29 protein-coding genes and 1 riboswitch are annotated in these 25,754 nt (G+C 66.3%); of the genes, 9 read left to right on the plus strand and 20 right to left on the minus strand.

The window, feature by feature from the left end; all coding sequences use genetic code 11:
- The first annotated feature begins 168 nt into the window (after window positions 1–168).
- Both AC6I21_RS15095 and AC6I21_RS15100 read left to right on the plus strand, forming a co-directional pair.
- Window positions 169–939 (plus strand): SDR family oxidoreductase, encoded by a 771-nt coding sequence (locus tag AC6I21_RS15095; protein WP_497762809.1) that lies wholly within the window; start codon window positions 169–171, stop codon window positions 937–939.
- Between the two features lie 105 nt (window positions 940–1,044).
- Window positions 1,045–1,452: a nuclear transport factor 2 family protein gene (locus AC6I21_RS15100; RefSeq protein ID WP_171021204.1), complete on the plus strand. Its 408-nt coding sequence runs from the start codon at window positions 1,045–1,047 to the stop codon at window positions 1,450–1,452.
- 28 nt (window positions 1,453–1,480) lie between these two features.
- On the opposite strand, the gene AC6I21_RS15105 is transcribed toward AC6I21_RS15100, so the two are convergent.
- From AC6I21_RS15105 to AC6I21_RS15120, 4 genes are all read right to left on the minus strand, one after another.
- Entirely contained in the window at window positions 1,481–1,921 is a 441-nt protein-coding gene (locus AC6I21_RS15105) for an SRPBCC family protein (RefSeq protein ID WP_497762810.1), read from the minus strand.
- A 93-nt stretch (window positions 1,922–2,014) separates the two neighbouring features.
- The gene (locus tag AC6I21_RS15110; RefSeq protein ID WP_054821247.1) at window positions 2,015–2,260 is read right to left on the minus strand and encodes a hypothetical protein; all 246 of its coding nucleotides are present in this window, start codon (window positions 2,258–2,260) and stop codon (window positions 2,015–2,017) included.
- A gap of 73 nt (window positions 2,261–2,333) precedes the next feature.
- Window positions 2,334–2,801, minus strand: coding sequence for a MarR family winged helix-turn-helix transcriptional regulator (locus AC6I21_RS15115; protein ID WP_497762811.1), 468 nt, complete (start codon window positions 2,799–2,801; stop codon window positions 2,334–2,336).
- A gap of 53 nt (window positions 2,802–2,854) precedes the next feature.
- Window positions 2,855–3,097 (minus strand): hypothetical protein, encoded by a 243-nt coding sequence (locus AC6I21_RS15120; protein ID WP_054821246.1) that lies wholly within the window; start codon window positions 3,095–3,097, stop codon window positions 2,855–2,857.
- Between the two features lie 141 nt (window positions 3,098–3,238).
- On the opposite strand from AC6I21_RS15120, the gene AC6I21_RS15125 reads away from it, so the two are divergent.
- Genes AC6I21_RS15125 through AC6I21_RS15135 form a run of 3 tightly spaced genes read left to right on the plus strand, consistent with a single transcriptional unit; the run spans window position 3,239 to window position 5,673 of the window.
- Window positions 3,239–4,270, plus strand: a complete 1,032-nt coding sequence (locus AC6I21_RS15125) for a tellurite resistance/C4-dicarboxylate transporter family protein (RefSeq protein ID WP_138176512.1) — start codon at window positions 3,239–3,241, stop codon at window positions 4,268–4,270.
- Between the two features lie 9 nt (window positions 4,271–4,279).
- Complete coding sequence (locus tag AC6I21_RS15130; RefSeq protein WP_497762812.1) at window positions 4,280–5,284, plus strand: pirin family protein; 1,005 nt, start codon at window positions 4,280–4,282, stop codon at window positions 5,282–5,284.
- Between the two features lie 56 nt (window positions 5,285–5,340).
- Window positions 5,341–5,673 (plus strand): GNAT family N-acetyltransferase, encoded by a 333-nt coding sequence (locus tag AC6I21_RS15135; RefSeq protein ID WP_054821244.1) that lies wholly within the window; start codon window positions 5,341–5,343, stop codon window positions 5,671–5,673.
- A 13-nt stretch (window positions 5,674–5,686) separates the two neighbouring features.
- Here AC6I21_RS15135 and AC6I21_RS15140 read toward each other — a convergent pair whose 3' ends face one another.
- The 3 genes from AC6I21_RS15140 to AC6I21_RS15150 form a co-directional block, all read right to left on the minus strand.
- Entirely contained in the window at window positions 5,687–6,424 is a 738-nt protein-coding gene (locus tag AC6I21_RS15140; protein ID WP_138927100.1) for a ZIP family metal transporter, read from the minus strand.
- Window positions 6,425–6,793: 369 nt separating this feature from the next.
- The gene (dnaB, locus tag AC6I21_RS15145; RefSeq protein ID WP_054821444.1) at window positions 6,794–8,158 is read right to left on the minus strand and encodes a replicative DNA helicase; all 1,365 of its coding nucleotides are present in this window, start codon (window positions 8,156–8,158) and stop codon (window positions 6,794–6,796) included.
- A 639-nt stretch (window positions 8,159–8,797) separates the two neighbouring features.
- Window positions 8,798–9,298: a flavin reductase family protein gene (locus tag AC6I21_RS15150; protein WP_138176505.1), complete on the minus strand. Its 501-nt coding sequence runs from the start codon at window positions 9,296–9,298 to the stop codon at window positions 8,798–8,800.
- Between the two features lie 108 nt (window positions 9,299–9,406).
- Window positions 9,407–9,524: riboswitch (SAM riboswitch) on the minus strand.
- A 296-nt stretch (window positions 9,525–9,820) separates the two neighbouring features.
- Between AC6I21_RS15150 and AC6I21_RS15155 the strand changes: the two genes are divergently transcribed.
- Both AC6I21_RS15155 and AC6I21_RS15160 read left to right on the plus strand, forming a co-directional pair.
- A complete protein-coding gene (locus tag AC6I21_RS15155; protein ID WP_497762813.1) occupies window positions 9,821–11,431 on the plus strand; it encodes an acyl--CoA ligase family protein in 1,611 nt (536 codons plus the stop codon).
- Window positions 11,432–11,506: 75 nt separating this feature from the next.
- Window positions 11,507–12,625, plus strand: coding sequence for a PQQ-dependent sugar dehydrogenase (locus AC6I21_RS15160; RefSeq protein WP_497762814.1), 1,119 nt, complete (start codon window positions 11,507–11,509; stop codon window positions 12,623–12,625).
- Here AC6I21_RS15160 and AC6I21_RS15165 read toward each other — a convergent pair.
- On the minus strand, window positions 12,622–13,122 hold the full coding sequence (locus tag AC6I21_RS15165) for a hypothetical protein (protein WP_497762815.1): 501 nt from the start codon (window positions 13,120–13,122) through the stop codon (window positions 12,622–12,624). The two genes, AC6I21_RS15160 and AC6I21_RS15165, sit on opposite strands and share 4 nt — an antisense overlap.
- A gap of 21 nt (window positions 13,123–13,143) precedes the next feature.
- Window positions 13,144–14,685 carry a succinyl-CoA:acetate CoA-transferase ScpC gene (scpC, locus tag AC6I21_RS15170; protein WP_281283953.1) on the minus strand — a complete coding sequence of 514 codons (1,542 nt, stop codon included), beginning with the start codon at window positions 14,683–14,685 and terminating at the stop codon, window positions 13,144–13,146.
- Between the two features lie 363 nt (window positions 14,686–15,048).
- On the opposite strand from scpC, the gene AC6I21_RS15175 reads away from it, so the two are divergent.
- The gene (locus AC6I21_RS15175; protein WP_054821277.1) at window positions 15,049–15,486 is read left to right on the plus strand and encodes a PaaI family thioesterase; all 438 of its coding nucleotides are present in this window, start codon (window positions 15,049–15,051) and stop codon (window positions 15,484–15,486) included.
- A 140-nt stretch (window positions 15,487–15,626) separates the two neighbouring features.
- On the opposite strand, the gene rplI is transcribed toward AC6I21_RS15175, so the two are convergent.
- The 7 genes from rplI to AC6I21_RS15210 form a co-directional block, all read right to left on the minus strand.
- Window positions 15,627–16,085, minus strand: coding sequence for a 50S ribosomal protein L9 (rplI, locus tag AC6I21_RS15180; RefSeq protein ID WP_138176495.1), 459 nt, complete (start codon window positions 16,083–16,085; stop codon window positions 15,627–15,629).
- A gap of 17 nt (window positions 16,086–16,102) precedes the next feature.
- Window positions 16,103–16,342 (minus strand): 30S ribosomal protein S18, encoded by a 240-nt coding sequence (gene rpsR, locus AC6I21_RS15185; protein ID WP_013350683.1) that lies wholly within the window; start codon window positions 16,340–16,342, stop codon window positions 16,103–16,105.
- Window positions 16,343–16,404: 62 nt separating this feature from the next.
- A complete protein-coding gene (locus AC6I21_RS15190) occupies window positions 16,405–16,971 on the minus strand; it encodes a single-stranded DNA-binding protein (RefSeq protein ID WP_360028980.1) in 567 nt (188 codons plus the stop codon).
- Window positions 16,972–17,030: 59 nt separating this feature from the next.
- Window positions 17,031–17,327: a 30S ribosomal protein S6 gene (gene rpsF / locus AC6I21_RS15195; RefSeq protein WP_054821275.1), complete on the minus strand. Its 297-nt coding sequence runs from the start codon at window positions 17,325–17,327 to the stop codon at window positions 17,031–17,033.
- Window positions 17,328–17,525: 198 nt separating this feature from the next.
- A complete protein-coding gene (locus tag AC6I21_RS15200; protein ID WP_497762816.1) occupies window positions 17,526–19,610 on the minus strand; it encodes an acyltransferase family protein in 2,085 nt (694 codons plus the stop codon).
- Between the two features lie 79 nt (window positions 19,611–19,689).
- Window positions 19,690–20,970 carry a M18 family aminopeptidase gene (locus tag AC6I21_RS15205; protein ID WP_054821657.1) on the minus strand — a complete coding sequence of 427 codons (1,281 nt, stop codon included), beginning with the start codon at window positions 20,968–20,970 and terminating at the stop codon, window positions 19,690–19,692.
- A gap of 150 nt (window positions 20,971–21,120) precedes the next feature.
- Window positions 21,121–21,375 carry a hypothetical protein gene (locus AC6I21_RS15210; protein WP_249354486.1) on the minus strand — a complete coding sequence of 85 codons (255 nt, stop codon included), beginning with the start codon at window positions 21,373–21,375 and terminating at the stop codon, window positions 21,121–21,123.
- Between the two features lie 185 nt (window positions 21,376–21,560).
- Here AC6I21_RS15210 and AC6I21_RS15215 point away from each other — a divergent pair, with 185 nt between their 5' ends.
- Window positions 21,561–21,857 carry a DUF503 domain-containing protein gene (locus tag AC6I21_RS15215; RefSeq protein WP_497762817.1) on the plus strand — a complete coding sequence of 99 codons (297 nt, stop codon included), beginning with the start codon at window positions 21,561–21,563 and terminating at the stop codon, window positions 21,855–21,857.
- Between the two features lie 25 nt (window positions 21,858–21,882).
- Here the strand turns inward: AC6I21_RS15215 and AC6I21_RS15220 are convergent, their stop codons facing one another.
- From AC6I21_RS15220 to AC6I21_RS15235, 4 genes are read right to left on the minus strand one after another with little or no spacing between them, the layout of a single operon-like run.
- Complete coding sequence (locus tag AC6I21_RS15220; RefSeq protein ID WP_138927109.1) at window positions 21,883–22,584, minus strand: response regulator; 702 nt, start codon at window positions 22,582–22,584, stop codon at window positions 21,883–21,885.
- The gene (locus AC6I21_RS15225; RefSeq protein WP_497762818.1) at window positions 22,572–23,879 is read right to left on the minus strand and encodes a sensor histidine kinase; all 1,308 of its coding nucleotides are present in this window, start codon (window positions 23,877–23,879) and stop codon (window positions 22,572–22,574) included. Before AC6I21_RS15225 ends, AC6I21_RS15220 begins: the two co-directional genes overlap by 13 nt.
- Before the next feature lie 56 nt (window positions 23,880–23,935).
- Complete coding sequence (locus AC6I21_RS15230; protein ID WP_054821362.1) at window positions 23,936–24,769, minus strand: ABC transporter permease; 834 nt, start codon at window positions 24,767–24,769, stop codon at window positions 23,936–23,938.
- Entirely contained in the window at window positions 24,766–25,701 is a 936-nt protein-coding gene (locus AC6I21_RS15235) for an ABC transporter ATP-binding protein (RefSeq protein ID WP_497762819.1), read from the minus strand. The genes AC6I21_RS15230 and AC6I21_RS15235 overlap by 4 nt, the downstream gene beginning before the upstream one ends.
- Window positions 25,702–25,754: the final 53 nt, after the last annotated feature.

The raw sequence follows: 25,754 nt of genomic DNA on the forward strand, positions 1-25,754 counted from the left end.
AAAACAACACGCTTAAACTTCCGCTTTATGGAAACTCTCTATCGCATACTAAGATTAAGTGAGAGCCCTCACAAGTCTTGGGATGAAACATGCGTCATTCATTCCGCCGGGACCTACGGTTAAAGCCGAAGCCAACACACGTATTGCCAACACCCCAGGGAGCCACAGGTGACAACGAATCCGGTATCCGTTTCGGAAGAATCCCGCCACACCATCATCATCACCGGAGCGGGCTCCGGCATCGGCCGGGCCAGCGCCCGCGTGCTGTTGAGCCAGGGGTGGAACGTGGTGCTGGCCGGACGCACCGAGGAAAAGCTGCGCCAGGCGGCCGACGGAAATCCCCGCGCCCTCGCCGTGGCCGCCGATGTTGCCCAGAGCGCGGACGTCGCAGAACTTTTCGAGAAGGCCAGTGCACGCTTTGGTCGCATCCACGCCCTGTTCAACAATGCCGGGACCTTCGGGCCCGCCGTCCACGTCGGGGATTTGAGCGAAGAGGACTGGGACGAAGTGTGCGCCGTCAACCTCACCGGTGCCATCAACTGCGCCCGGCAGGCCTTTAACCACATGAAGGACCACGGTGGCGGACGCATCATCAACAACGGGTCCATCGCCGCCCAGGTTCCCCGCCCCCAGTCGGTGGCCTACGCGGTCACCAAGCACGCGATCACGGGGTTGACGCGGTCCATGGAATTGGACGGGCGCCCCTGGGGCATCACGGCCTCACAGATCGACATCGGCAACGCGGCCAGCGAGATCATGGATCAGCTGGGCACCTCCACCGGCGCCTTGCAGGCGGACGGCACGCGCAAGGTTGAGCCCACCTTCGCGCTGGAGGAAGCGGCCCGCGCCGTCGCATTTATCGCCAATGCGCCGGCGAGCGCGGCCGTTAACCAGCTGACCATTACCGCAGCGGGAATGCCCTACATCGGGCGGGGTTAAGCAAACCCGTCACAGGCCACTGCCGGGCGGGCGGGGAGCGGGCGTAGAGTGGGAACCTGGCTGCGGCCAGAAGCACTGACGCACAGCACGGCAAGGAGCACTTTTTTGACGTCCGACAACGCGGCTGCCACGCCCCTGGAAATCATTGAACCGGAGAACTGCGGCAATGCCCCGCGCGCCCAGGTCATTCGCGACCTGGTGGTCGCCGTGCAAAGCAAGGATGCCGAACACCTGGCGCAGTGGCTGGCCGATGACGTGCAGTGGGAAATTGTGGGCTTCCAGCGCCTGTCCGGTTTGACCGAGGTGCTCAAGTGGGTGACCAACGCCCGGGACAACACGCAGCTGCGGATCAACAGCATCCTTACCCATGGCCGGGAGGGGAGCGTGGACGGGCGGGTGACCAATGTACAGAACATTTCCGTCGCCTTTTGCTACATGATCCGTTTCACCAGCACCGCGAAAACGGCAAAGATCGCACAGGTGCGCAGCTACCTGGTCTCCCGGCCCATCTAGGCCGGCAGCTGCCGGAGGGACCCTTGGCTTAGAAGAACTGGCCCAGCAGGCCGGTCAGCTTGTCGAACGCCGATTCCCAGGCGGCGGTACTGCTGGCCAGCACCTCACGGGGCAGCGGGCCCTGGGTGAGGGTAACGATGGTTTGCCCGGCGAATTCCTTCAAGTCGATCCGGGTGTGAATTACCAGATCCAGCGTCATTTCATGCGGTCCGTCGGCGCTGACCAGGCAGGTGTACTCATCGAATTCGGTGATCGTGGCCTTCAACGGCACTTCCTGGGTGGGGTCCTGGTGCTGGTACATGACCAGTTCGTGGCGTCCGCCGACCTTGGGTTCCAGGACCACGGAGGATTCCTTGATCCCCCATCCGGCCGGACCCCACCATTGGGCGATAATTTCCGGTTCGCAGAACGCGGCCCACACGGCGGTGCGCGGCGCGGCAAAATGGCGGGTCAGTACCAGTTCGGTCATCTCATCCATGCCTTGAAGATTACCGCGTACTTCACCGCCACAGCGAGGTATCCGGTGTGCCGTTGGCCTCAGCGTCCGGAAGGACCCGGGGACTTAGCGCGGCTGCATGCGCGCCGCGGTCTGCACCGTCTGCGCATCCGCCTGGGTGCCGCGTGCTTCGTGGGCCCGCAGCACCTTGACCGCACGCTCCCATTTCACCCGTTCCCGCGGGCTGGAGTGCACCGAGCGTTCCGCGGGGCCGAAAATCGTCAGGCCAGCGTACTTCAGGCGCCACAGGAAGCGGTATCCCAGGCTTAGTCCGGTGGTATCGGTGATGACGGGCAGTGATGACTCGTCCATGATTTCCCCTTTAGCTCTGCGCCCGATGCGGGCCTTACATCTATTGTAGGCAAATAATTGGGGCACCAACTAATTAGTCGGCGTTATCATCAGCACTTTGTGCCGCGCTGATCAACCGGGTCATCAGCCGCTGGATGTCATGCACATCCTGCTCATCCATCTGCAGCCGGCGCATCATCTGCACCGGGACCTGCAGGGCCTGTTCACGCAGCTGCGCCCCCTTTTCGGTCACCTCGATCAGGATGGCCCGCTCATCCTCCGGATTGCGTCGCCGGGTGACCAGCCCGTGGGCCTCCATGCGCTTGATCAGCGGGCTGAGGGTCCCGGGGTCCAGATGCAGCTGGGCGCTCAGCTCCCGCGCCCCGATCGGGCCCTGTTCCCACAGGGCCAGCATCACCAGGTATTGCGGATGGGTGAGCCCCAGGGGTTCAAGCACCGGACGGTAGGAGGAGATGACCGATCGGGAGGCCACTGCCACCGCGAAACACACCTGGTGCTCCAGCTTCAGCAGATCGTCCTGATTCAACTCCGTCTGTCCCACGTTCGGGCCTACTTCCTTTTTGATGATGCCGCGTGCCTAACCCGGCACCGGGGCTATTGCTCGAGCCGCGCCACCGTTTCAATGGTTTCCCCATCGGGCAGCGTGCCCCGGGCATAGTGCGCATCACGCACCTTGCGGGCCCGTTCCCATTTCATCCGCTCGCGGGGACTGGATCCGACCGAACGCTCGGCCGGGCCGAACACGTACAGTGCGCAGTAGCGGATCCACCACCTGAGCCGGTATCCCAGGCTCAGCCCGGTGGTGTCGTGGACAATCGGCAGTGGTCTGTCATCCATGTGGGGCCATCCAGGGTCCTGTGCGGGCCGGGGCGGCCCTATATCCAGTGTAGGCTCACCGCGCGGTTGTGTGGGTGCAGTAACTTGGAAGATGCACCACTCGACCGCGGGCCGCCCCGCCACTTCACCTAAAGGAGATCCGTGAACGTCACGCCCAGCACCATCCCCGGCGCCGTCACTCACTGGATCGCCCACCAGTCCCCGGCCACCTTCTCCTCGGTGATGGCCACCGGGATCATTGGCTACGGGCTGGGTTTGGCCGGGCACCGCACCGTGGGCCAGCTGTTCTCCTGGACCGCGGTGGGCCTGCTGCTGATCCTGCTGGCCGCCCTGGTGGTGCGGCTGATCACCCACGGCCGGGCGATGCTCGCGGATCTGCTCAACCCCTCGGCCGCGTTCGGGTTCTTCACCATCGTGGCCGCCTGCACCGTGGTCTCCCTGGACCTTGGCGCCCTGGGCCTGACCCGCATCTCGCTGGGGATCGCCACCGCCGGCGGGATCCTGTGGGTGGGGCTGTGCTATGTGATCCCGGCGCTGCTGGTGCTCATTGAGCGTCCCGAACCGGGCATCGCGCACGCCAACGGCTCCTGGTTCCTGTGGGTGGTGGCCACCCAGGCGGTGGCCGGCACCTTCGCCTTCCACCCCTACATCTTCCGGCTGGGCAATATTGCGGCGCTGGCGATCTGGCTGCTGGGCTGCATGCTGTACCTGATGATCGCCACCCTGGTGACCATCCGGATGCTGCGCTACCCCAACCATCCCGAGACGCTCTCCCCCACCTACTGGATCTTCATGGGCGCCACCGCGATCACGGTGATGACCGGCTCCCAGCTGCTGTCCCTGGCCAATGCGGGGGTGCTGGAGCCGTGGCTGCACCCGATGATCGCGTTCACCTGCTTTGCGCTGCTCTCGGTGGGGGTCTGGTTCATCCCACTGCTGGTGCTCTTCGGATACTGGCGCCACGTGGTGCGCCGCCACCCGCTGCGCTATGAGACCAGCCTGTGGGCGATCGTCTTCCCGCTGGGCATGCTGGCCAGCTGCTGCCAGTTCCTGGGACGCGAAACCGATTTCCCGGCGCTGCAGCACTTTGGCCAGGGGTTCATCTGGGTGGCGGTGGCCGCCTGGGTGGGCACCACCGCGTTATGGCTAGGCATGCTGGCCCGGAGATCCTAAGCTGGGTGCATGAGCAACCTTGAGCAGGCCCCGGCGGAGATCGGCTGCACGAATGCCGAGCCGACCGAACAGGTCCAGATCCTGGAACCGCGCCCGGTGCCGCTGGGCGGGCCGCGCGCCATGACGGTCTACCGCACACTGCCGCAGAAGCAGCGCAGCCTGATCGGGGCCTGGTGCTTCCTGGACCACTACGGTCCGGACGATGTCTCCAAGAGCCTGGGGATGGCCGTTCCACGTCACCCGCATACCGGCCTGCAAACGGTGTCCTGGTTGTTCACCGGGGCGATCGACCACATGGACTCGGCAGGTTTCAAGGCCACGGTGCGTCCCGGGGAGCTGAACCTGATGACCGCCGGGTACGGGATCACCCATTCGGAATTCTCCACGAAGGACACCACCGTCCTGCACGGCGCCCAGCTGTGGGTGGCGTTGCCGGAGCATGCCCGCAACATGGAACCGACCTTCGAAAGCTACCGCCCCGAACCGCTGACCGGCCCGGGCTGGAGCCTGTCGGTGTTCCTGGGCACGCTGCGCGCCGAGGGGCAGGAATCCACCTCCCCGGTGAGCGTGTACACGCCGCTGACCGGCGCGGAGCTGACCCTTCAGGCGGGGGCCTCACTGTGCATTGAGGTGCCCGAGGGGCACGAGCACGGGGTCATGGTGGACACCGGCGCCCCCATCGTGAACGGCCAGGAACTGGGCCACCGCGACCTGGGCTATCTGGGGCGGGGCACCGGCGAACTGCGCATCCAGGCCGGGCAGGACCCGGTGCGGGTCATCATCATCGGCGGGGAGCCGCTGAACGAGCAGATCCTGATGTGGTGGAACTTCGTGGGCCGCACCCATGAGGAGGTGGTCGCCTTCCGTCAGCAGTACCAGGCGGAGATCGGCGCCGAGCCCGGGGACGCCTCCGAGGACCGCTTCGGCCCCTTCCCCAAGGACACCCCGGCCGCGCTGCCGGCCCCCACCCTGCCCACCGTGCGGCTGCGTCCGCGCGAAAACCCGCCGGTGTAGCGCCACCGGCCAACCGATTTTCCATCATCCGACAACCCAGCGACACAAGGAGCACCATGAGCCAGATCGTCCCGCAGGCACTGCCCGAACGCGACCGCTACGTCCTTGACGATGCGGGCAAGCACATCGGCGCCGCCCACTACCGCGACTACCAGGGTGAGAACGGGGTGGAGCGGATCTTCTTCCACACCGTGGTCGATGAAGAGTACAGCGGCCAGGGCCTGGCCTCGAAGCTGGCGGCCTTCGCCCTGGATGACACGGTCTCGGCCGGGATGAAGATCGTCCCGGTCTGCCCGTACATCAAGAAGTATGTGGGCAAGCACCAGGAGTTCGAGCCGGACGTGGTCCCGCCGCGCCCGCACCACCTGCAGATCCTGCCCAAGGCCTAACCGGGACGGCGGCCTACCCGCCGAGCGCGTGCAGGGTGAAGGCGCTGAGGAACCCGAGGGTGACCAGCAGCCCGGTGTAGTCGTGGTCCACCGCGTACGCCTCGGGGATCATGGTGTCCGCGATCATGGTCAGGATGCCGCCGGCCGCGACCGCGGTCGCGAACGCCAGCACCTCGGCGGGCATCTGTGCCAGCGCGATGGCCCCGATGAAGGCGGCCAGTCCGCTGGCCACCGCGATTGCGCCCCACAGCGCCAGCACGGCGCGGCCCGGGCGGCGGGCCTGCTTCATGTCCGCGGTGCTGGCCAGTCCCTCGGGGATGTTGGAGATGAAGATGGCCGCGAGCATGGTGGGGTTGATTCCCGCTCCGGCCACGACTCCCAGGCCCAGGGCCACCGATTCGGGAATCCCGTCAATCAGCGCCCCGACGGCGATTGCGGTGCCGGAGGAGTCCTGGGTCCGCGGGGTGCTGGCGTGGCGTCGCGCCGTCAGCCAGGCCAGCAGCCGATTGGCGCCGAAGTAGAGCCCCGCGCCGGCGAGCACCCCGGCGACGCTGGCCGCCAGGCCGCCCTGCTGGTAGGCCTCCAACACCAGCTCAAAGCTCAGCGCACTGATCAGCACCCCTGAGCCGAAGGCCATGATCGCACAAACCCAGATCCGCGGAATGCGCAGCCACCAGGCCGCCCCGGCCCCCAACAGCAGGGCCGAACCGGCCACGGTGCCCCACAGCAGGGCTTGAAGGCTCTGGATCATGGCACCCACTATAGCGGTGCCTGGATGCCCGGGCTGAGCGGGATCAGCCCAAAAACACAGCCCTACATTCAAGGCCCTGACATCACCCCGATCGGGTCTGCCGCATCGTGCTGCCCGTGGATGCAGAAATCGGACTCGCTCCTGCCCAGGTGCCAGTGAGGACCAAGACTCTGGACAATCTCTGCTTCGCCGACTCGCCGCCCCGATAACGGCGTGTAGTAGCTCGATTTAAAGACAACCGTGGTGCTTTTGGCGTTGATCTCTGCCGTTACCTGCGTCTTCACCTGCGGGCTGCCGGCCCTCTGGCTGGAGTCGGATGCGCCTTCGGGATTTGTCCTACCGTGGCTCGGGTCAAGCCAGGGGTTGCCCCTACCCTTCGCTTTGCATGTTGCTGAACCGGGAGTAGTGGCCCTGGAAGGCGACGGTAATGGTCTTGGTGGGACCGTTGCGGTGCTTGGCCACAATCACGTCGGCCTCTCCGGGACGATTTTCCTTGTCGTACACGTCCTCGCGGTGCAGCAGGATCACCATGTCCGCATCCTGCTCAATCGAGCCGGATTCACGCAGGTCCGAGACCATCGGCTTCTTGTCCGTACGCTGTTCCGAACCACGGTTCAGCTGCGAGAGCGCGATGAGCGGGACATCGAGCTCCTTGGCTAGCAGCTTCAGGTTACGGGAGAACTCCGAGACTTCCTGCTGGCGTGATTCAACGCGCTTGCCCGAGCTCATCAGCTGCAGGTAGTCCAGCACGATCATCTTCAGCTCGTTGCGCTGCTTCAGGCGGCGGCACTTGGCGCGGATCTCCATCATCGACATGTTCGGGGAGTCGTCGATGAATAGCGGAGCCTCATTCAACCGTCCCATGGTGGTGGCGATCTTGGTCCACTGGGCATCCTCCACCGACCCCTTGCGCAGGTCCTGCAACTGGATCGAGGCCTCCGCGGAGAGCAGACGCATCGCGATTTCATTGCGCCCCATTTCCAGGGAGAAGAACACGGTGGCCATGTTGTTCTTGATTGCCGCCGAACGCGCAAAGTCCAGGGCGAAGGTCGACTTGCCCACGGCCGGACGCGCGGCGATGATGATCATCTGCCCGCCCTGCAGGCCCTGGGTCAACTCATCAAACTCGTAAAAGCCGGTGGGGACACCGGTAATGCCGTCACCGGCGTTGGCCGCATTTTCGATCTCATCGACGGTGCCCTCGATGATCTCGCTGAGCCGGACATAGTCTTCGCTCGAGCGATTCTCCGCAACCTTGTAGACCTCGGCCTGCGCCTCGTTGACGATGGCGTCCACGTCCCCGTCCGGGGAGTAGCCCATCTGCACGATCCGGGTCCCGGCGTCGACCAGGCGGCGCAGCACGGCGCGTTCGCGCACGATCTCGGCGTAGTAACCGGCGTTCGCGGCGGTGGGCACGGACTGGATGAGGTTGTGCAGGTATGCGGCACCGCCCACCCGGACGATTTCGCCCCGCTTGGTCAGCAGGTCCGAAACGGTGACGGCGTCAGCCGGTTCGCCCCGTCCGTAGAGATCAATGATGGCCTCATAGATCGATTCATGGGCCGGACGGTAGAAGTCGTTGCCGCGGACCACCTCAATGACATCGGCGATCGCGTCCTTGGAGAGCATCATGCCGCCCAGAACCGACATTTCCGCGGCGATGTCCTGCGGCGGCGTACGCCCCGCCTCGGAGTCGCGGTTCTCGTAAGCCTGCTCAGCGCTGGCAATAGACATTCAAATCCCCTTCTACCCACCGGGAACTCGGCGACCGGTTCACCGTCCACCTCGTATCGTTCCATCGGACCCCGACAGTTAGGGGGCGCTGGGAAAACTTGTGGATATTTCAGTTCCAGAGCCAACAGTAGGCCTCTTATGTAAGGGCGTAAACTCGCTTATCCACAGGATCTGTGGACAAGCGGCAGCTATCTGTGGAAGGGGTTGTGCAGGAACTGGGGAGAACGCTGTGGATTTCCCCACTTAAACGCAACTAATACCTGATTGACTTGGTGTTTCAGGTTTTCACACGTGTGGATAAAAATTAAGTTTTCCTCCGCGGCATTGTGGGTTTTGGATCTTTTCCACAGCCGGAAAGCCCACAATTCGGGGGCGTGGAGGCGTCAACCACGGTTATCCACCCCCAATCCACAACGCTGTGGAAAGCTTTGTGGATTACTTCAGATCTAAAAACTCGCTACTCATCGCAGGACCACCCATCACGGTCCCTCGGATGCGGGGCTTCGTCCACAGATCCCCGGCCTGCCTCATCTCGGGACTGTGCACTGCGCCTGACACGCAACCCGGTTTGAAGCGGTTAACGTAATGAATCCCACCGCGACGTACGACGCAGTGGGATTCATCGATGCCGCCCTGCCATTAGACCAGGGCCGGCACCTTGAGGGTGTGGAAGGCGGAATCATGGAAGATCGACGGGGTGTGCGCCGAGGCCTGGTGGCCGTGCACCTGCAGCAGGACGACCCAGTGGTCCCCGGCTTCAACCTCGTTGTAGATGGAGGTATCGAGCCAGAGGGTGGATTCCTCGATGAACAACGCCTGCTGCTCGGTGATGTGGGTGTGCAGCCCGGCGAAGCGGTCACCCTTCTTCGAGGCGATCTGGGCGCAGACCCCCTCGTTGCGGCTGCTGAGCACCGAGACCCCGATACGCTGTGCCCGCCGCAGCTTCGGCCAGGTGTTGGAGGTCTTCTGCACGGCGAACATCACCAGCGCCGGATCCAGGGAGACCCCAACGGTAAACGAGGAGGCAACAATTCCGGTCTTGACGCCATCGATTTCGGCGCACAACGCCGCGACGCCCGAGGGGTGCTGGGCGAAGACCTTGCGCAGGGTCAACGGGTCGAGATCCTGATTCAATGACATGATTCGTATCCTTAGCATCAGGCCCACCGTGGTCGGCGACGGTCGAATGCCCATAGCGCCGCAGGGCCAAGCTGCTGCACTGTGGATTCGAAGGTTTTACGCCTCGGTGTGCGGTACTTGTTCCACGCGGTGGCGCGCGGAACCGAATCCTCACCTGGAGCACCCCACTACCGTTTAGAGGGTTGCCGGCCAGCTAGCCAGGGCTTGTCAGCTGACGCTCTTGATTCTGTCTACGACACTATGGCCCGTCGCGGCGTAACGTCAAACATTTCCTGTCTTATACCGCAATCTTCGACATATTGTTTCGCCCGCCCCCTCCTTCCGCTAGGCTCGCCGCCGATAATTTCGCCCGGCGCAGCTCAGCAACGGACACCGCCTCCTACGCTGGTCGCCCCGCGGGCGCCGTTGAGCGCAATGGCACGCAGTTTCTTTGTCTGGGGTTCAGTTTCATGCCACGATGTCTTGCGAGGTGCCCTGCGTCACAGTGCGGGGCCGGATAGTTACCGACCCCGAGGAGCCCCCATGGCATCGTTGCTGGCCAACCACTCAGAATTGACTCCCCTGCGCTTCCTGGAACGCTCCGTGGAGGTCTACCCGGAGAAAACCGCGGTGATTCACGGTTCGCGCAGCTACACCTGGGCCCAGTTCGAGGAGCGCGTCCAGCGGCTGGCCCAGGTGCTGGCCCAACGCATTTCCCCGGGCGACCGGGTCGCGGTGCTGGCCCCGAACACCCCGGAAATGCTGGCCGCCCACTACGCGGTCCCGCTGGCCGGCGGCATCCTCGTTGCCCTGAACACCCGCCTGGCCGCCCACGAGCTGCAGTACATCTTGTCGCACGCCGAGGCCCGGCTGCTGTTGGCGGACACCGAGCTGCTGGGCAACACCGCACGGCTGCGCCAGGAGGTGGCGAGCCTGGAGGCGCTGATCGAGGTCACCGACGACCAGTACACCGGCCCGCGCCCCCAGGTGCCGGTCGACGCGGTGTTGGAGGACCTGCTGCGCCACGCCCCCGCCGGCCGCCTGCCCTATGCGGTCGGCGACGAGCGGGCCCCGATCTGCCTGAACTACACCTCCGGGACCACCGGCAAGCCCAAGGGGGTGCTGTATTCACACCGCGGCACCTATCTGAACGCGCTGGGTGAGGCGTTCCACCAGCAAATGGACGCGCACACCCGCTACCTGTGGACGCTGCCGATGTTCCACTGCAACGGCTGGTGCACGCCCTGGGCGGTAACCGCCGCCGGCGGCACCCACCTGTGCCTGCGGGCGGTGCGCGAGGACGCCGTCTGGGATGCCATCGACCAGCTGGGCACCACCCACCTGTGCGGGGCACCAACCGTGTGCTCGATCATCGCCGACGCGCCCCGGGCTCACCGTGTGGGCCAGCCGCTGCGCATCACCACCGCCGGCGCTCCCCCGTCACCGGCCATCATTGGCAAGCTGCACCGGCTGGGCATCGAGGTGGTGCACGTCTACGGGTTGACCGAGGTCTACGGCCCGTACACGATCTGCGAGTACCAGCAGCACTGGGATGAGCTGGACGCCGAGCAGCGGGCCGCCAAGCTCTCCCGGCAGGGGGTGGGCATGGTGACCGCGGAGTCCGCCCGCGTAGTGGACCTGGACATGAACGACGTGCCGGCCGACGGACAGAGCATGGGCGAAATCGTGCTGCGCGGCAACAACGTAATGATCGGCTACTACAAGGACGAGCCGGCCACCGAACAGGCCTTCGCCGGGGGCTGGTTCCACACCGGGGACCTGGGCGTGATGCACCCGGACGGCTACATCCAGCTGCGCGACCGGGCCAAGGACATCATCATCTCCGGCGGGGAGAACATTTCCACCGTGGAGGTCGAGCAGGTGCTGGCCAGCCACCCGCAGGTGCTGGATGTGGCGGTGGTGGGCATCGCGGATGAGAAGTGGGGCGAACGCCCCATCGCCTACGTCATCCGGGCCAGCGGCTCACAGGTGGATGAGGCGGCCCTGATCGCCCACGCCCGCGAACAGCTGGCCGGGTTCAAGGTGCCGCGCACCATCGTTTTCCCGCAGGATTTGCCGCGCACCTCCACGGGCAAGGTGCAAAAGAACGTGCTGCGCACCCTGCCGCTGCCCTCCGCGGCCACCACGCGCTAAACCCGGCGCGCGGTGGGCTGACGTGCCGGCGCCTGGCTTGCTACGCTGTTGCTCCCCGGGGTTGAGGAGGGCAGCATGCGAGGCCGACACTGCTGGTACCCGCTGGCCGCCCTTTGCCTGCTGCTGGTCGCCTGCAGCGGGCCGGTGCCAATCCCGCCGGCCGCCCCGCAAAGCGACGCCAGCCCCACCGCCAGCGGGCCCACCGGGCCCTCCCCCGCGCACCGCGCGGAGGTCTCGGTCATCACCCGGAACCTGCAGGCCCCGTGGTCGATCTGCCGGGCCATGGACACGACGCTGGTCAGTGAACGGGACACCGCCCGGATCCTGGAGGTCGACACCGCCGGGCGCCAGCGCACAGTGGGTACCGTGCCGGGGGTGCGCTTGGGCGGTGAGGGCGGGCTGCTGGGGCTCGCGTTCGCCGAACCGGACCAGCTCTACGCCTATTCGACCGGAGCCACCGGCAACCGGATCCAGCGTTTCACGCTGCACGGTAAGCCCGGCTCGCTGCGTCTGGGACAGCAGCGGACGGTCATCGATGAGCTGCCCTCCGCCGGGATCCACAATGGCGGGCGGATCGCCTTCGGGCCGGATGGCAAGCTCTACGCGGGGGTCGGGGACGCCGCGCAGCCGGACGCCGCGCAGGACCCCGAGAGCCTGGGCGGCAAGATCCTGCGCCTGGAACCCGATGGCGGCATCCCTGCGGACAACCCGTTCCCCGGTTCGGCCGTCTACAGCCTGGGCCACCGCAACGTGCAGGGCCTTGCCTGGGACGGGCGGGGCCGGATGTACGCCAGCGAGTTCGGGCAGAACACCTTCGATGAGCTGAACGAGATCCGTGCGGGAGGCAACTACGGCTGGCCGCAGGTGGAGGGCCAGGCCGAACGGCGCGACCGGCGGTTCACCGACCCGATCGCGCAATGGCCCACCGGGCAGGCCAGCCCCAGCGGGATCGCGATCGCCGACGGGTGGGTGTACCTGGCCAACCTGCGCGGGCAGCGGTTGCGCCGCGTGGAGCTGGCCAACCCGCAGCACCAGCAGGAGCTGCTCACCGGCCAGGGGCGATTGCGCGCGGTGCTGGAGGTCGGGCCGGGACAGCTGTGGGTGCTGACGAACAACACCGACGGGCGCGGCACCCCACAGCCCGGGGATGACCGGATCATCCAGCTGCGCCTTCAGGCGCCGCCGGGCAGCTAGTGCCGCGGCCCGTCCAGCATCCGGGCGAGCCTGGCGCGCCAGCGGGCTGGCCGGGCCGGCGCCGGGGCCGGACGCATCAGGTAGAGGGCCCACAGGCACAACCCGCCGGCCACCGGGGCGTGCAGCTGCATCCACTCATACCAGCTGGCGGTGCCCGCCAGCACCCACAAATCCACCCAGCCAAGATCCGCCCCGAAGGCGCCCAGCCAGATCGGCAGCACATAGAGGATCCCGCAGCCCACGAACGCGCCCACATACCGCCATCCGGACGGCAGCCGGGGATCCAGGTGCGCCAGCGCCGCGGCCCACGCCACGGCCAGCAGTGCGCCCACCAGGCGCAGGGGGTTGAGCATCAGCTCCCCCAACCCGGTGCCGGCGGAGAATACGGCTTCACCGGTGGCCGACTGCAGCAGCTGGATCAGGTAGCCGGGCAGCGGGGGAAGCACCAGCAACACCGGCGGCAGGCCGGCCAGGATCAACCCGTTTTTTCGGCTCATTCTCCCAGTATGCCCGGCGTGCTAGCGTGCGTCGGCCAGCAGCCCCGAACGCACCGGCTGCATGTCCCCGGTCTCGATGTAGCGCTGGTGCCAGGACAGCGCCTCATCGAGCAGGTGCGGGGTGTGCTTGCCATAGCTGTTCTTCCGGGCCCGGTCGAAGTAGTCCTGCAGCATCGGGCGGTAGTCCGGGTGCGCGCAGTTATCGATGATCACCTGGGCCCGCTGCTTGGGTGAGAGACCGCGCAGGTCCGCCAGGCCCTGTTCGGTAATCAGGATCATGGTGTCGTGCTCGGTGTGGTCCACGTGGCTGGCCATCGGCACGATCCCGGAGATCTTCCCGCCCTTGGCGATGGAGGGGGACATGAACACCGACAGGTAGCCGTTGCGGGCGAAGTCCCCCGAACCGCCGATGCCGTTCATGACGTGGGAGCCGACCACGTTGGTGGAGTTCACGTTGCCGTAGATGTCCGCCTCGATCATCCCGTTCAGTGCGATGCAGCCCAGCCGGCGGATCACCTCGGGGTGGTTGCTCATCTCCTGCGGGCGCAGCAGGATCCGTTCCCGGTAGTAGTCCACGTTCTGGTTGAACTCGGCGATCCCGGCCTCGGAGAGCGAGAAGCTGGTGGCGGAGGCGAATTCCAGGGTGCCGTCCTTGATCAGGCTGAGCATCCCGTCCTGGATCACCTCGGTGTAGGACTGCAGCCCCTTGTAGCCGCCGCGGGACAGGCCGGCCAGCACCGCGTTGGCGATGTTCCCGACGCCGGACTGGATGGGCAGCAGCTTCTCGGTCAGCCGCCCGGCACGGATCTCATGGTCCAGGAAGTCCAGCAGGTGGTCCGCGATCTTCTCGCTGGTTGCATCCACCGGGGCGAAGGGTGAGAGCCGGTCCGGTGCCTTGGTCTCCACCACGGCGATGACCTTGGAGACGTCCACGTCCAGGTAGGGCTGGCCGATGCGGTCCTTGACCGTGGTGATCGGCACGGGCTGGCGGTGCGGGGGCAGGGCGGTGCCGTAGTAGATGTCGTGCATCCCGTCCATGGCTGCGGACTGTTCCTCGTTGACCTCGATGATCACCTTGTCGGCCATCTCCAGCCAGGTCTTGTTGTTGCCGACCGAGGAGGAGGGGATCAGCTGGCCCTCGGCGGTCACCCCCACGACCTCGACGATCGCCAAGTCGATCTTGCCGTAGAAGCCGAACCAGGCGTGCTGGGCGACGTGGGAGAGGTGGATGTCCATGTATTCCATCTCACCGTCATTGATGCGTCGGCGCAGCTCCGGATCCGACATGTAGGGCAGGCGCAGGTTCATGCCGTCGGCCTTGGCCAGCACCCCGTCCAGTTCCGGGGCGGTGGATGCGCCGGTCAGCACGTTGATCTTGAAGGCCTGGCCCGCATCATGGGCCTGCTGCATGTGTTCGGCCAGCGCGCCGGGCACAGCCTTGGGGTATCCGGCACCGGTGAAGCCGCTCATGGCTACGGTCATGCCCGGCTGGACCAGCCGTGCCGCGTCAGCGGCACTCATCAGGCGGTCGGTGAATGCACGGTGGTGAATTCTGTGGTGCACGGGTGATCCTCTCTGCGATCGATACGTACGACGGTGTGGCGTATCCCAGCGAAACACTCTATCGCCGTCGGCGGGGATGATTCCTCTTTTCGTGCGCCATGGAAGGTGAGGGGGCGAACTGCTCGCTGGAAAGTAGTGAATCTGCGGTAAGAGGACAGTGAATGTGCCGCTCGTTACGCGCCATGTTGCCAGGACATGATCCCGGACACGCGCGCACTTGAAGTGGCCCACAGCCGATGTGGACTCCCCTGTGCTGCAAAAATGCCGTGGTGCGCCGTGCCAGCGCATAGGCTAGCTTCCAGCAAGGGGCCGGCTGTTCAGGGCCGGCCAAAGAATGTGAGCCACCACCATTAGGAGCCTTAGATGGATGACACCGCCTCGGACCCACTGCTTTCGCAGATGCGCCGGAACAGCCGATTCACCGAAGCCACCGGCCTGATCATTGACGAGGTCAGCAGTACCTCAGTCACCGGGCACGCGCAACTGGGCGAGGAGCACCATACCCCGTGGGGCGTGGTGCACGGGGGCGTGTACGCCTCGATGGTGGAAACCGCCGGCAGCGTCGGGGCCAGCTACGCGGTGGCCGACCGGCAGCAGTTCGCCGTAGGGGTGCACAATGCCACGGACTTCCTGCGGCCCACCAGTGCCGCCCAGGTGCGGGTCACGGCCCGGGCCCTCTTCCAGGGCCGGACCCAGCAGTTGTGGGAAGTAATCATCACCGACGTCGACAGCGGCAAGGACCTGGCCCGCGGGCAACTGCGCACCCAGAACATTCCGGCGCCACAGGATTCCGGGCAGTAGTCCTTCCACGAGAATCCCTTGTCACAGGTGATTTAAGATTCCCGCCCTGCCGCTTGTCGGGAGGGCGTTAAACGTCAGCGGGTGGCCTGCCTTCCCGAAGGAAAGCAGGCCACCCGCTGTACAGAAGTGGTCGAGAAGACTTACTTCTTGGCCGCAGCGACGACCTGCAGGCGCAGGTTGGCGCTGACGTCGTCGTGCAGACGAACGGTGGCGGTGTAGTTGCCGGTCGACTTGATCGACTCGGTCAGCTGGATGCTGCGCTTGTCCAGCTTGCCCAGGCCAGCAGCCTCAACGGCGTTGGCGACGTCGGCGGTGCGCACGGTGCCGAACAGGCGACCGGTGGCGCCAGCCTTGACGGTCACCTTGACCGGCTGGGACTTCAGCTTGGCAGCCAGTTCCTGCGCGTCCTCGAGGTTCGCGATGGCGCGAGCGGCACGTGCAGCCTTGATCGACTCCACCTGCTTCTCGCCGCCCTTGGTCCACACGATTGCGTGGCCGCGGGGCAGCAGGTAGTTGCGTGCGTAGCCGTTCTTGACCTCGACGATGTCGCCAGCGGTACCAAGACCGGATACTTCATTAGTCAGAATGATCTTTGCCATGGTGGTATCCCTCTTCCTTAACCGCGGCCAGCGCCGGAGTAAGGCAGCAGGGCCACTTCGCGGGCATTCTTGATAGCCTGAGCGATCTTGCGCTGTTCCTGCACGGACACGCCGGTCACACGACGAGCGCGGATCTTGCCGCGGTCGGAGATGAACTTGCGCAGCAGTGCGGTGTCCTTGTAGTCGATGACGGTGATGTCAGCGGCCTTCAAGGGGTTGGACTTTGGTTTGGGCTTACGGATTTCAGCCTTAGCCATCGTGGAGCTCCTTTAGTTTGGGAGCCCGCAGATTCCTCTGCGGGATGGTGAATAAATAGTGGTTAGAAAGGCGGTTCGTCGCTGCCGGGATTGCCCCAGCCGCCATGGTTGCCGCCGCTTGAGCCGCCGGTGCTCCACGGGTCGTTGGATGGTGCATTCCATCCGCCACCCTGCTGCTGTTGCTGCTGCTGCTGTGGGGCACTTTGCTGCGGGGCGTTGGAGAAGCCTCCACCGCCGCCAAAGCCGCCGCCTCCGCCGCCGGAGCGCTGGGTGCGGGTGACCTTGGCCGAAGCGAAGCGCAGCGAGGGGCCGATCTCGTCGACCTCCAGCTCCATGACGGTGCGGCGTTCGCCTTCCTTGGTGTCGTAAGAACGTGAGCGCAGCCGGCCCTGGGCGATGACGCGCATGCCCTTGGTCAGCGACTCGGCAACGTTCTCTGCGGCTTCACGCCACACCGATGCACGAAGGAACAGGGCTTCGCCGTCCTTCCACTCATTGGTCTGGCGGTCGAAGGTGCGCGGAGTCGAAGCGATCGTGAAGTTCGCGACGGCGGATCCGGAGGGCGTGAAACGCAGTTCCGGGTCGGCGGTCAGGTTTCCGATCACGGTAATTACAGTCTCGCCTGCCATGCTCTCTCCTCAGGTTGTTCGAACGTTGTTCTTACGAAGTGGAAATGCTGCTCGCGTAATTAGACGCGGGCTTCTTCCGGACGAGTGACCTTGTGGCGCAGGATCTGCTCGTTAAGCTTCAGCTGACGCTCGAGTTCCGAGGAAGCGGCCGGCTCCGACTTGTAGTTCACTACAATGTAGATGGCTTCGGACTTCTTCTGAATCTCGTAAGCCATCTTGCGACGGCCCCAGATGTCAACGTTGTCGATCGAGCCGCCGGCGGAGCGGATGACCTCGAGGTACTTCTCGATGGTCGGTTCCACGGTACGGTCGTCGACCTCGGGGTCGATGAGGACCATGAGTTCATAAGCACGCATGTGAACCCACCTCCTTTGGGCTAAACGGTCACGGTATTTCCGCAACAGGAGGTTCTTTGCGTTATCCAATGCCTCCCGTGCCCGCTTTTTGGGCACGATGCAGCACAGACTTTCCAATCCTACCCGATTCCCGGCGGCCGGGGATGCGCGGGTGGCCCAGATCATGTTCGATGATCCGCATGGCGCCCTGGTTCGCGTCTAGCGGCCGTCCAGGGCGGCCTCCAGGCGCTGGCCGAACACCGGTGCCAGGGTGCGCATGTAGGTGTCGGAAATATGGTGCTTGTCCCGGTAGACCAGCACGTTGCCGATCACGGCCGGGCACCGTTGTGCAATGCAGAACTGGTCACTGAAGTCCAGGACCTGCACGCGCGGTTCCCTGGCCGCCGCTTCGCGTGTCACGTCCCCCCGTTCGAAGGCCTTGGAGCGCGCAACGGAGCAGCGCGACAGATCCTGCTGATGCTGCTGCACGCAGTCCCGGGCATACTGCTTTGTTCCCGGGCGCGGGGTGTCCACCACGGCAAAGACATCCAGCCCGGCATCCTCCAGCTCGCCCCAGAGTTGCGCGTACCCCTGTGCCGGGTCACCGACGAACTCGGCCCCCGCCCAGTTCGCGGTGACGACGGCGTCGATGTCCGTGCGGGAGGTGAGCAGTTTCGTGGTCTGTTCGGTGGCCTGCCGGCAGCTGATGCTCCCCTGCCGTTCGGCCGTTCGCTCGCCCGCACTGAAGGGGCAGGAGTTCTTCAAGTAGGTGATTACCCTCCAGCCCCGCTGGGCGGCATGAGCGTGCAAGGCCTCATACCAGTGGGCGGCGTGGGAATCACCGACCAGGGCCACGGTGAAGGTGGCCTGCGGGCTGCCGAATTCACATTCGGTGATCGAGGTTGACTGTGGTTCCTGCACGCAGGACCCCAGTTGTGGCTGGTCCTGCTCGGCCGTGGCCGGGATGGGGACGATCTGGTTTTGGCGGGGCAGCAGCGCCGGGGCGCCGGCGGTGACCGAGGCGGCTCCGAAGCCCTGGGGCGGCGCGTTGAGCAGGGCCGTGACTTCGCGCTGTTCGCGGTCGATGGACTGCTGCTGCAGCAGCACCGGGGTCAGCGCCAACAATGCCACCAGCCCCATGGCTACCGCCCCCGCCACTAGGGCGCGGGGCGGCGAACCTGCCAGTGGACGGTAATTCCGGGCCGGGTTTTCCACCAGATACAGGCTGGCGGCCGCCAGCGCCAGACTGATCCCCAGCAGCACCAGTGACTCCACCGGCGAGCGGTTGGCCCCGGTGAACTGTTCGGCAAAGACGATCAGCGGCCAATGCCACAGGTACAGCGAATAGGAAGCCAACCCCACCCACTGCACCCACCGCCAATGGACCACAGGCCGCAGCGATCCGGGGCCGCTGGTGTCCCCGGCCGCAATGATCGCTGCGCAGGCAAGCACCGGCAGCGCCGCGGCAATCCCGGGGAAGACCGTGGCCGCATCATAGTTCCCGGCCGCCCAGAGAATCAGGGCCAGCCCCAGCAGCACGGCGGCGTTGCGCACAGACCAGGCGCTCACCCAGCGTGGAAGGCGCAGCCTGCCAGCGGCGTGGGCGTGCACGGTCAGCGCGAGAAGCCCGCCGGCGGCCAGCTCCCAGATGCGGGTGGTGGTGATGAAGTAGCCAGCCGCGTTGCCGCGGTACCCAGTGAGGACCGAATAGCTCAGGGAAAGCCCGGCCGCGACGCTGAACCCCACCCACAGGACGCGTTCCAGGCGCGTCGGCGTGCCGGCCCCGCGCCCGGTGCGGGCGCTCAGCCAGCAGGCGCCGAGCACCAGCAGCGGCCAGAACAGGTAGAACTGTTCCTCAACGCCCAGCGACCAAAAATGCTGCAGCGGCCCCGGCGCCTGGTCGGCGGCCAGGTAGTCGACCGAGTCGGCCGCCAGCACCCAGTTCTGCACCGAGAACGTGGAGGCGAGCGCCTGGATCCCCAGCTCCTGCCATTGGGTGCGCGGCAGCAGCAGGAGGGATCCACCAACCACCGCCGCGATGACCACCAGGGCCGCGGGCAGGATCCGGCGGGCGCGGGCGGCAAAGAACGCGGGCAGGTTCACCGTGGCGGTGCGCTGCGCCTCGCGCAGCAGGTGCCCGGTAATCAAGAAGCCGGAGATCACAAAGAAGATGTCCACTCCGATGTACCCGCCGGGCAGCAGCCCCGGTTCCAGGTGGTAGGCGACCACCAGCAGCACCGCCAGGGCGCGCAGGGCCTGGATTTCGGGCCGGAAATTCTTTGCGGGCACGGAATTCGAGCTCATGGTCTTCGATCTGAGCATGTCCGGGTTAACTCCCGGTGACCAGATGATGACCAGTTGCGCGCCGCCCTGGCGGCGGGAATTATGCCGCGAAGAATTCCTTGGAGACCCTGCTCAGGTACCAGGGATCATCCACGCCGCACATTTCGCGGGCCGAATGCATCGACAGCAGGGGGATGCCCACGTCGATGGTGCGGATGCCGATCCGGGTGGCGGTCAGCGGCCCGATGGTGGAACCGCACGGCACCTGGTTGTTCGAGACGAACTCCTGGTACGGGACCTGCGCGGCCTGGCACCAGCCGGCGAAGGCCGCGGCGCCCACCGCGTCGGTGGCATAGCGCTGGTTGGCGTTGATCTTCAGCAGCGGCCCGGCGTTCAGCTGCGGACGGTTGGCCGGGTCATGGCGTTCGGGATAGTTCGGGTGCACGGCGTGCCCGGCATCGGCCGAGAGGCACACCGAGTTGGCCAGGGCCCGGGCGGTGTGTTCGGCCCCGGCCTGGAAGGAGGCCTGGATCCGGGAGATCAGTTCCTCCAGGAACGGTCCGGCGGCCCCGGAGCGGGAGGCCGAACCCAGCTCCTCGTGGTCGAACGCCGCCAGCATCGCAATGTGGTTGCCGCTGGGCTTGCGGAAGTGCTCAATTAGGGCGATCAGTCCGGCATGCACGCTGGAGAGGTTGTCCAGCCGCCCGGAGGCGAAGAAGTCCTTGCCGTGCCCGAACACTTCCCCGCGCTGGGCGGCGGCGGTGAGCACGTCATAGCCGGCGATCTGCTCGGCCTGCACCCCTGCCGCGGCGGCCAGTTCACCCAGGATGTCGGCCTCGGCCAGGTCTCCGGCCCCGAACACCGGGTTGGTGTGGGTCTGCTTGTCCAGCTTCAGGCCCTCATTGACCTGGCGGTCCAGGTGGATGGCCAGTTGCGGGATGCGCAGCAGTGGTTCGGTATGGGCCAGGTGCACCGAGCCGTCGCGCAGCACCAGCCGTCCGGCCAGCACCAGCTCGCGGTCCAGCCAGGAGTTCAGCAGCGGCCCGCCGTAGACTTCCACCCCGGCCTGCCACCAGCCGTTGGAACCGGTGGTCGGCTTCGGCTTGAGCTTGAATCCGGGGGAGTCGGTGTGCGCCCCGAGGATGTGGAAACCAGTGGTGGCCGTGGCGGCCTCGGGCTGCACCCAGGCGATGACCGCCCCGTCGCGCACCACGTAGTAGCCGCCGGCGCCCAGTTCCCAACCCTGGGTTTCATCCAGTGCGGTGAACCCGGCCGCGTCCAGGCGCCGGGCGGCGGTGGCGGCGGCGTGGTAGCTGGAGGGCGAGGTGGCGACATACTCGGCGAGGTCGGCAATATGGGCCATAGCAGCGGCGTGTGCCATTACTGGATGCTCACTTCCTTCATGGGGTTGCTCGGCCCGTCGGCGTTGGCGGGGCCTTCTCTAGCTTAGCCCTCCGCCGCCTGGCTCACAGCTGCCCTCCGGGGCACGGCAAGGGCCGGGGCGCTTCAGCGCCCCGGCCCCCTTGTCCGGCTACTGGCCCTCGTCCTGCTGCTGGGCGTCGCCGCGGGCGTTTTGCTCGGCGACCGGTTCGACAGCGTCCTGGACCTCCTGGGGATCGGTGTCATCCGGGAAGGGTTCGGTTTGCCGGTGGGCTTCGACGTGGTCCGGCTGCTTGCCCTTGACCATCCCCTCGGTCTCCTGCTTCATCTGGTCATCGAGATTTGATCCGTGTTTGGTGTTGCCGCGTTCGGCCATGACGTTCTCCTCCCTACGTGGCTGCGCCACGCTCGTGCCGGTTGGGTGCCTCACGCTAGCACCGCACCGGAGGTGACAGAAGGCATTGCGGGTGATCCCCAAGAAACGTTCAGGCTGCCGGGCCACGCCGGTGGCGCGGCACGCGTTCGTTGGCGCTGACTGGGAATCCGCACCGTGCTACCCCGCCGCGGCGGCAGCCGGGAGATGATGTGCCCATGTGGATTGGATGGATCGAGTTTGACCTGCTGCTCGGCGACGTGCACTCGCTGAAGCAGAAGCGTTCGGTGGTGCGCCCGGTCATTGCCGAGATCAAGCGGAAGTTCGAGGTTTCCGTGGTGGAAAGCTCCCACCAGCAGCTGCACCGCCGCGCCGGGATCGGGGTGGCGGTGGCCGCCGCCGACGCCGCCCGCATGGTGGAGGTGCTGGACGCGGTGGAGCGGCTGGTCGCTTCCCGGCCCGAGGTGGATTTGCTCAGCGCCCGACGCGGGACGCATTCCTCCACGGACGACTAGATTTCCCGGGCCGGCGGGGGTGCGCTTAGTAGTCCAGGCCCTGGGAGGGGATCACCAGCCCGGTCTCATAGGCGTAGACCACCGCCTGCACGCGGTCACGCAGGTGCAGTTTTGTCAGGATGCGACGCACATGGGTTTTCACGGTCGCCTCGGAGAGGAAGAACCGGTGGGCGATCTCCGCATTGGACAGCCCCTCGGCGAGCGCGCGCAGCACCTCCTGCTCGCGCGGGGTCAGGTCATCGAGCAGCGGGTCGCGTTCCGGGGTCCCTGCCGGGCGGGCCGGGGAACCCCCCGCGGCGGTGCGCACATAGGTTTCCAGCAGCCGGGCTGTCACCCGCGGGGCGACGACCGCGTCCCCGCTGGCGACCAGGCGGACCGCGGAAACCAGCTCCTCGGGGGCCACGTCCTTGAGCAGGAAGGCGCTGGCCCCGGCCTGCAGCCCGGAGAATGCGTACTCGTCGAGGTCGAAGGTGGTCAGGATGATGATCTTGGTTTCCGGGTGGGCCTTGGCCAGCCGCTCGGTGGCCTCGATGCCGTCCATCCGGGGCATGCGCACGTCCATGAGCACCACGTCGGGGGCCAGGGTTTCGGCCTGGGTCAGCGCCTCGAGCCCGTCGGCGGCCTCCCCCACGATCCGCATGTCCTGCTCCCCCTCCAGGATGAGCCGGAAGCCCATGCGCAGCAGCGGCTGGTCATCGACCAGCATCACCTTGATCATTTGTTCCATTGGGACTCCTCCTTGGGTGTGGTGCGCTGGGGCGCGTCGGTGTCGGGCAGCTGCAGGCAGGCCTTGACGATCCACCCGCCGTGGGCGCCGGGTCCGGCGTTGACGCCCCCGCCGAACAGTGCGGCCCGTTCGCGCATGCCACGCAGCCCCTGCCCGGAGCCGGCGCTGGGCCCGCCGCTTCCCTGTCCGTTGTCCACCACCTCGATGCGCAGTGCCTGCCGGTCCCGGTCCAGGCGCACCGAGACGGCGGTGACGTTTCGAGCGTAGCGCAGCGCGTTGGTCAGCGACTCCTGCACAATGCGGTGCACGGTGAGCTGGAAGGCGGCGTCCTCCGGCAGCGGCTCACCGGTGTAGGTGTAGGTCAACGGCAGGCCGGCGACCCGGAAGCCCTCCAGCATCTGGGCCATGGACCCCTCGGTGGGCTGCGGGGCCAGCTCCCCGCCCTCGGTGTTGCGCAGCACCCCCAGCATCCGGCGCATGTCGGCCAGGGCGGCCCGCCCGGTGCCGGAGAGTTCGCTGAGCACCGATTCGGCGCGGGCCGCGTCCTTGCGCCCCACCACCCGGGCTCCGTCGGACAGGGCGATCATCACCGACAGCGAGTGGGCGACGACATCATGCATCTCCCGGGCGATGCGGTTGCGTTCCTGCACCTGGGCCAGACGGGAGACCTGGGAGGCCCAGTGGTTCAGCTCGGCCTCGTGGATCCGCGAGTTGCGCACGTTCAGCCCGATGATGGCGGCGGTGAGGTACACGGTGGCCAGCAGCCCGCCGGCCACCCCCAGGAACAGTGCCTGTCCGCCGTAGTCATCCACGGTGGTGCCGTCCTCGAAGACCAGTCCGCTGGTGCCGGGGTAGCCAATGACCAGCAGCAACAGCAGCTGGAACGCGGCGGCCAGCACCGCCAGCGGGATGGAGCGCTTGCCCGAATAGTTCGTTCCCACGCTGTACAGGGCGATGATCATTCCCGCCCCGGAGTAGCTGGCGTCGTTGCCGGCCAGCACCATCCCGGCGCAGTCCAGCACGAATACGATCACCAGCACGCTCATCGGCGCCCGATTGCGCCACAACAGGGCCACACCGACCGCGAGCATCAGCAGCAGCACCCCGACCGGGTTGAAGTCGCTGATGTAGGCGGCCGGTACGAAGGAGAGCAGGCTCAGGAACAGGTACACCGCCGAGGTGCCCACGGCGACGAACACCGGGTGCTGGCGCAGGTAGCGGCGGATCCAGCCCACCCGCTTGGCGGTGATCGCGTCGAAGGAGACCACCGGGTCGGCGGTATCGGACTGGCTCATGATCCCCAATATAGTCCCTGGTCAGTGCGTCCGCTCCGGGTGCCGCGGGCGGTCACCTAGATGTCCCGGGCCTTGAGCAGGATCCCGGCCAGCACCAGCGGGATCAGCATCCAGCCGCCCACCACCAGCAGCTGCTGCCAGGTTTCCCAGTCCGAGGGGTAGCTCAACGGCAGGGCCAGGGACATGCCGGCCTGGTCGGGCAGGAACGGGGCGACCTTCTGGAACCAGTCCACCAGCGAGGCAATGATGCTGGTGGCGATCGGCACCACGAAGAACAGGGCCACCAGCACCGTGATGCCCCCGGCCGAGTTGCGCAGCATGGTGCCCAGCGCCAACCCGATCATCGTCACCATCACCAGGTACAGGGTGCCGAACCACATGGCGCGCTGGAACGGTTCGGAGGTGAAGTTCAGCGGCATCGAATACATCTGGGCCAGCGGCTTGCACACCAGGTAGGACAGGGCGAAGGAAGCCAGGCCCACCACGACGGTCACCCCGGTCATCAGCAGCGCCTTGGCCGTGAGCACCCGCAGACGCTGCGGGCTGGCCAGGAAGGTGCTCACCGCGGAACCGGTGGTGAACTCCCCGCTCATCAACAGCACCGCCAACGCGCCGATGATCAGCTGGGCGAAGGAAAGCCCGGAACCGATCATTTCGGCCACGAACCCCTCCGAGGCCATGTCCGGCATGCCCGGGGTGCCGGCGGCCGGGGTGCCGGCGACCATCCCCACGCTCCACAGCACCAGGGCCGCGAAGCCGACCATCACCAGGATGGAGACGGCCACCAGGATCCGGGTGGAGGTCAGGGCGAAGAACTTGATCGCCTCCCCGCGCAACACGCCCCAGAGGCTGACGTTGCCGCCCAGAACGGGCACTGCGTGCTTGCTCATCGATGGTCCCTTCGTGCTGCCAGTTCCTGCTCGGACTGGGTCTGGTATTCAATTGCGTCGCGGGTCAGCTCCATGTAGGCGTCCTCCAGGGTGCGCTGCAGCGGACGCAGTTCGCTAAGCACCACCCCGGTTTCCAGGGCGCGGCGCCCAATGTCCTGGGAGCTGGGCCCGTAGACCTTCAGCGTGGTGGCGTCCTCGCGCACCAGCTGGACCCCCTCGGCCGCCAGCGCGTTCATCAGCACCTCCAGCTGCTCGGACTTCACCAGGGTCTGGCGCACCCCGGCCTCCAGGAACTGGCTGATCGGGGCGTCGGCCATGATCCGTCCGCGCCCAATCACAATCAGGTGGTCGGCGGTCTGCGCCATCTCGCTCATCAGGTGGGAGGAGATGAACACGGTCTTGCCCTCGGAGGCCTGGTGGCGGGCCAGGGTGCGCACCCAGGCCACCCCTTCCGGGTCCAGGCCGTTGACCGGCTCATCCAGGATCAGCACCCGCGGGTCCCCCAGCAGGGCGGTGGCGATCCCCAGCCGCTGGCCCATGCCCAGGGAGAAGCCGCCGACCTTCTTGCGCGCCACCTGGCGCAGCCCGGTCAGCTCCAGCACCTCATCCACCCGGGAAAAGCTGATCCCGTGGGTGGCGGCCATGGCGCGCAGGTGGGAGCGCGGGGTCAGTGACTTGTGCACGCTCTTGGCCTCCAGCAGCGTGCCCACCTCGGTCAGCGGGTGGCGGGATTCGCCCAGGCGGCGGCCGTTGACCGTCACCTGCCCGGCACTGGGGCGGGCCAGTCCCACCGCCATGCGCATGGTGGTGGACTTGCCGGCGCCGTTGGGGCCGAGGAACCCGGTGACCATCCCGGGCTGGACCGTGAAGGAGACGTTGTCCACCGCGGTCTTCGCGCCATATCTCTTGGTTAGCTGCTGGGCCTGAATCATGCTTCCAGCCTAGGCTCTGCCCGTCGGGCGGTCACCGCCCGCAATGTTGATTT

Source organism: Glutamicibacter sp. St.4D3 (assembly GCF_059728615.1).

Bases quoted from the DNA above. Each gene is read 5' to 3' on its own strand.
- AC6I21_RS15105 (WP_497762810.1), bottom strand. From the start codon at position 1,921: ATGACCGAACTGGTACTGACCCGCCATTTTGCCGCGCCGCGCACCGCC.
- AC6I21_RS15110 (WP_054821247.1), bottom strand. From the start codon at position 2,260: ATGGACGAGTCATCACTGCCCGTCATCACCGATACCACCGGACTAAGC.
- AC6I21_RS15120 (WP_054821246.1), bottom strand. From the start codon at position 3,097: ATGGATGACAGACCACTGCCGATTGTCCACGACACCACCGGGCTGAGC.
- AC6I21_RS15130 (WP_497762812.1), top strand. From the start codon at position 4,280: ATGAGCAACCTTGAGCAGGCCCCGGCGGAGATCGGCTGCACGAATGCC.
- AC6I21_RS15135 (WP_054821244.1), top strand. From the start codon at position 5,341: ATGAGCCAGATCGTCCCGCAGGCACTGCCCGAACGCGACCGCTACGTC.
- AC6I21_RS15140 (WP_138927100.1), bottom strand. From the start codon at position 6,424: ATGATCCAGAGCCTTCAAGCCCTGCTGTGGGGCACCGTGGCCGGTTCG.
- dnaB (WP_054821444.1), bottom strand. From the start codon at position 8,158: ATGTCTATTGCCAGCGCTGAGCAGGCTTACGAGAACCGCGACTCCGAG.
- AC6I21_RS15150 (WP_138176505.1), bottom strand. From the start codon at position 9,298: ATGTCATTGAATCAGGATCTCGACCCGTTGACCCTGCGCAAGGTCTTC.
- AC6I21_RS15155 (WP_497762813.1), top strand. From the start codon at position 9,821: ATGGCATCGTTGCTGGCCAACCACTCAGAATTGACTCCCCTGCGCTTC.
- AC6I21_RS15160 (WP_497762814.1), top strand. From the start codon at position 11,507: ATGCGAGGCCGACACTGCTGGTACCCGCTGGCCGCCCTTTGCCTGCTG.
- AC6I21_RS15165 (WP_497762815.1), bottom strand. From the start codon at position 13,122: ATGAGCCGAAAAAACGGGTTGATCCTGGCCGGCCTGCCGCCGGTGTTG.
- AC6I21_RS15175 (WP_054821277.1), top strand. From the start codon at position 15,049: ATGGATGACACCGCCTCGGACCCACTGCTTTCGCAGATGCGCCGGAAC.
- rplI (WP_138176495.1), bottom strand. From the start codon at position 16,085: ATGGCAAAGATCATTCTGACTAATGAAGTATCCGGTCTTGGTACCGCT.
- rpsR (WP_013350683.1), bottom strand. From the start codon at position 16,342: ATGGCTAAGGCTGAAATCCGTAAGCCCAAACCAAAGTCCAACCCCTTG.
- AC6I21_RS15190 (WP_360028980.1), bottom strand. From the start codon at position 16,971: ATGGCAGGCGAGACTGTAATTACCGTGATCGGAAACCTGACCGCCGAC.
- rpsF (WP_054821275.1), bottom strand. From the start codon at position 17,327: ATGCGTGCTTATGAACTCATGGTCCTCATCGACCCCGAGGTCGACGAC.
- AC6I21_RS15200 (WP_497762816.1), bottom strand. From the start codon at position 19,610: ATGAGCTCGAATTCCGTGCCCGCAAAGAATTTCCGGCCCGAAATCCAG.
- AC6I21_RS15205 (WP_054821657.1), bottom strand. From the start codon at position 20,970: ATGGCACACGCCGCTGCTATGGCCCATATTGCCGACCTCGCCGAGTAT.
- AC6I21_RS15215 (WP_497762817.1), top strand. From the start codon at position 21,561: ATGTGGATTGGATGGATCGAGTTTGACCTGCTGCTCGGCGACGTGCAC.
- AC6I21_RS15220 (WP_138927109.1), bottom strand. From the start codon at position 22,584: ATGGAACAAATGATCAAGGTGATGCTGGTCGATGACCAGCCGCTGCTG.
- AC6I21_RS15225 (WP_497762818.1), bottom strand. From the start codon at position 23,879: ATGAGCCAGTCCGATACCGCCGACCCGGTGGTCTCCTTCGACGCGATC.
- AC6I21_RS15230 (WP_054821362.1), bottom strand. From the start codon at position 24,769: ATGAGCAAGCACGCAGTGCCCGTTCTGGGCGGCAACGTCAGCCTCTGG.
- AC6I21_RS15235 (WP_497762819.1), bottom strand. From the start codon at position 25,701: ATGATTCAGGCCCAGCAGCTAACCAAGAGATATGGCGCGAAGACCGCG.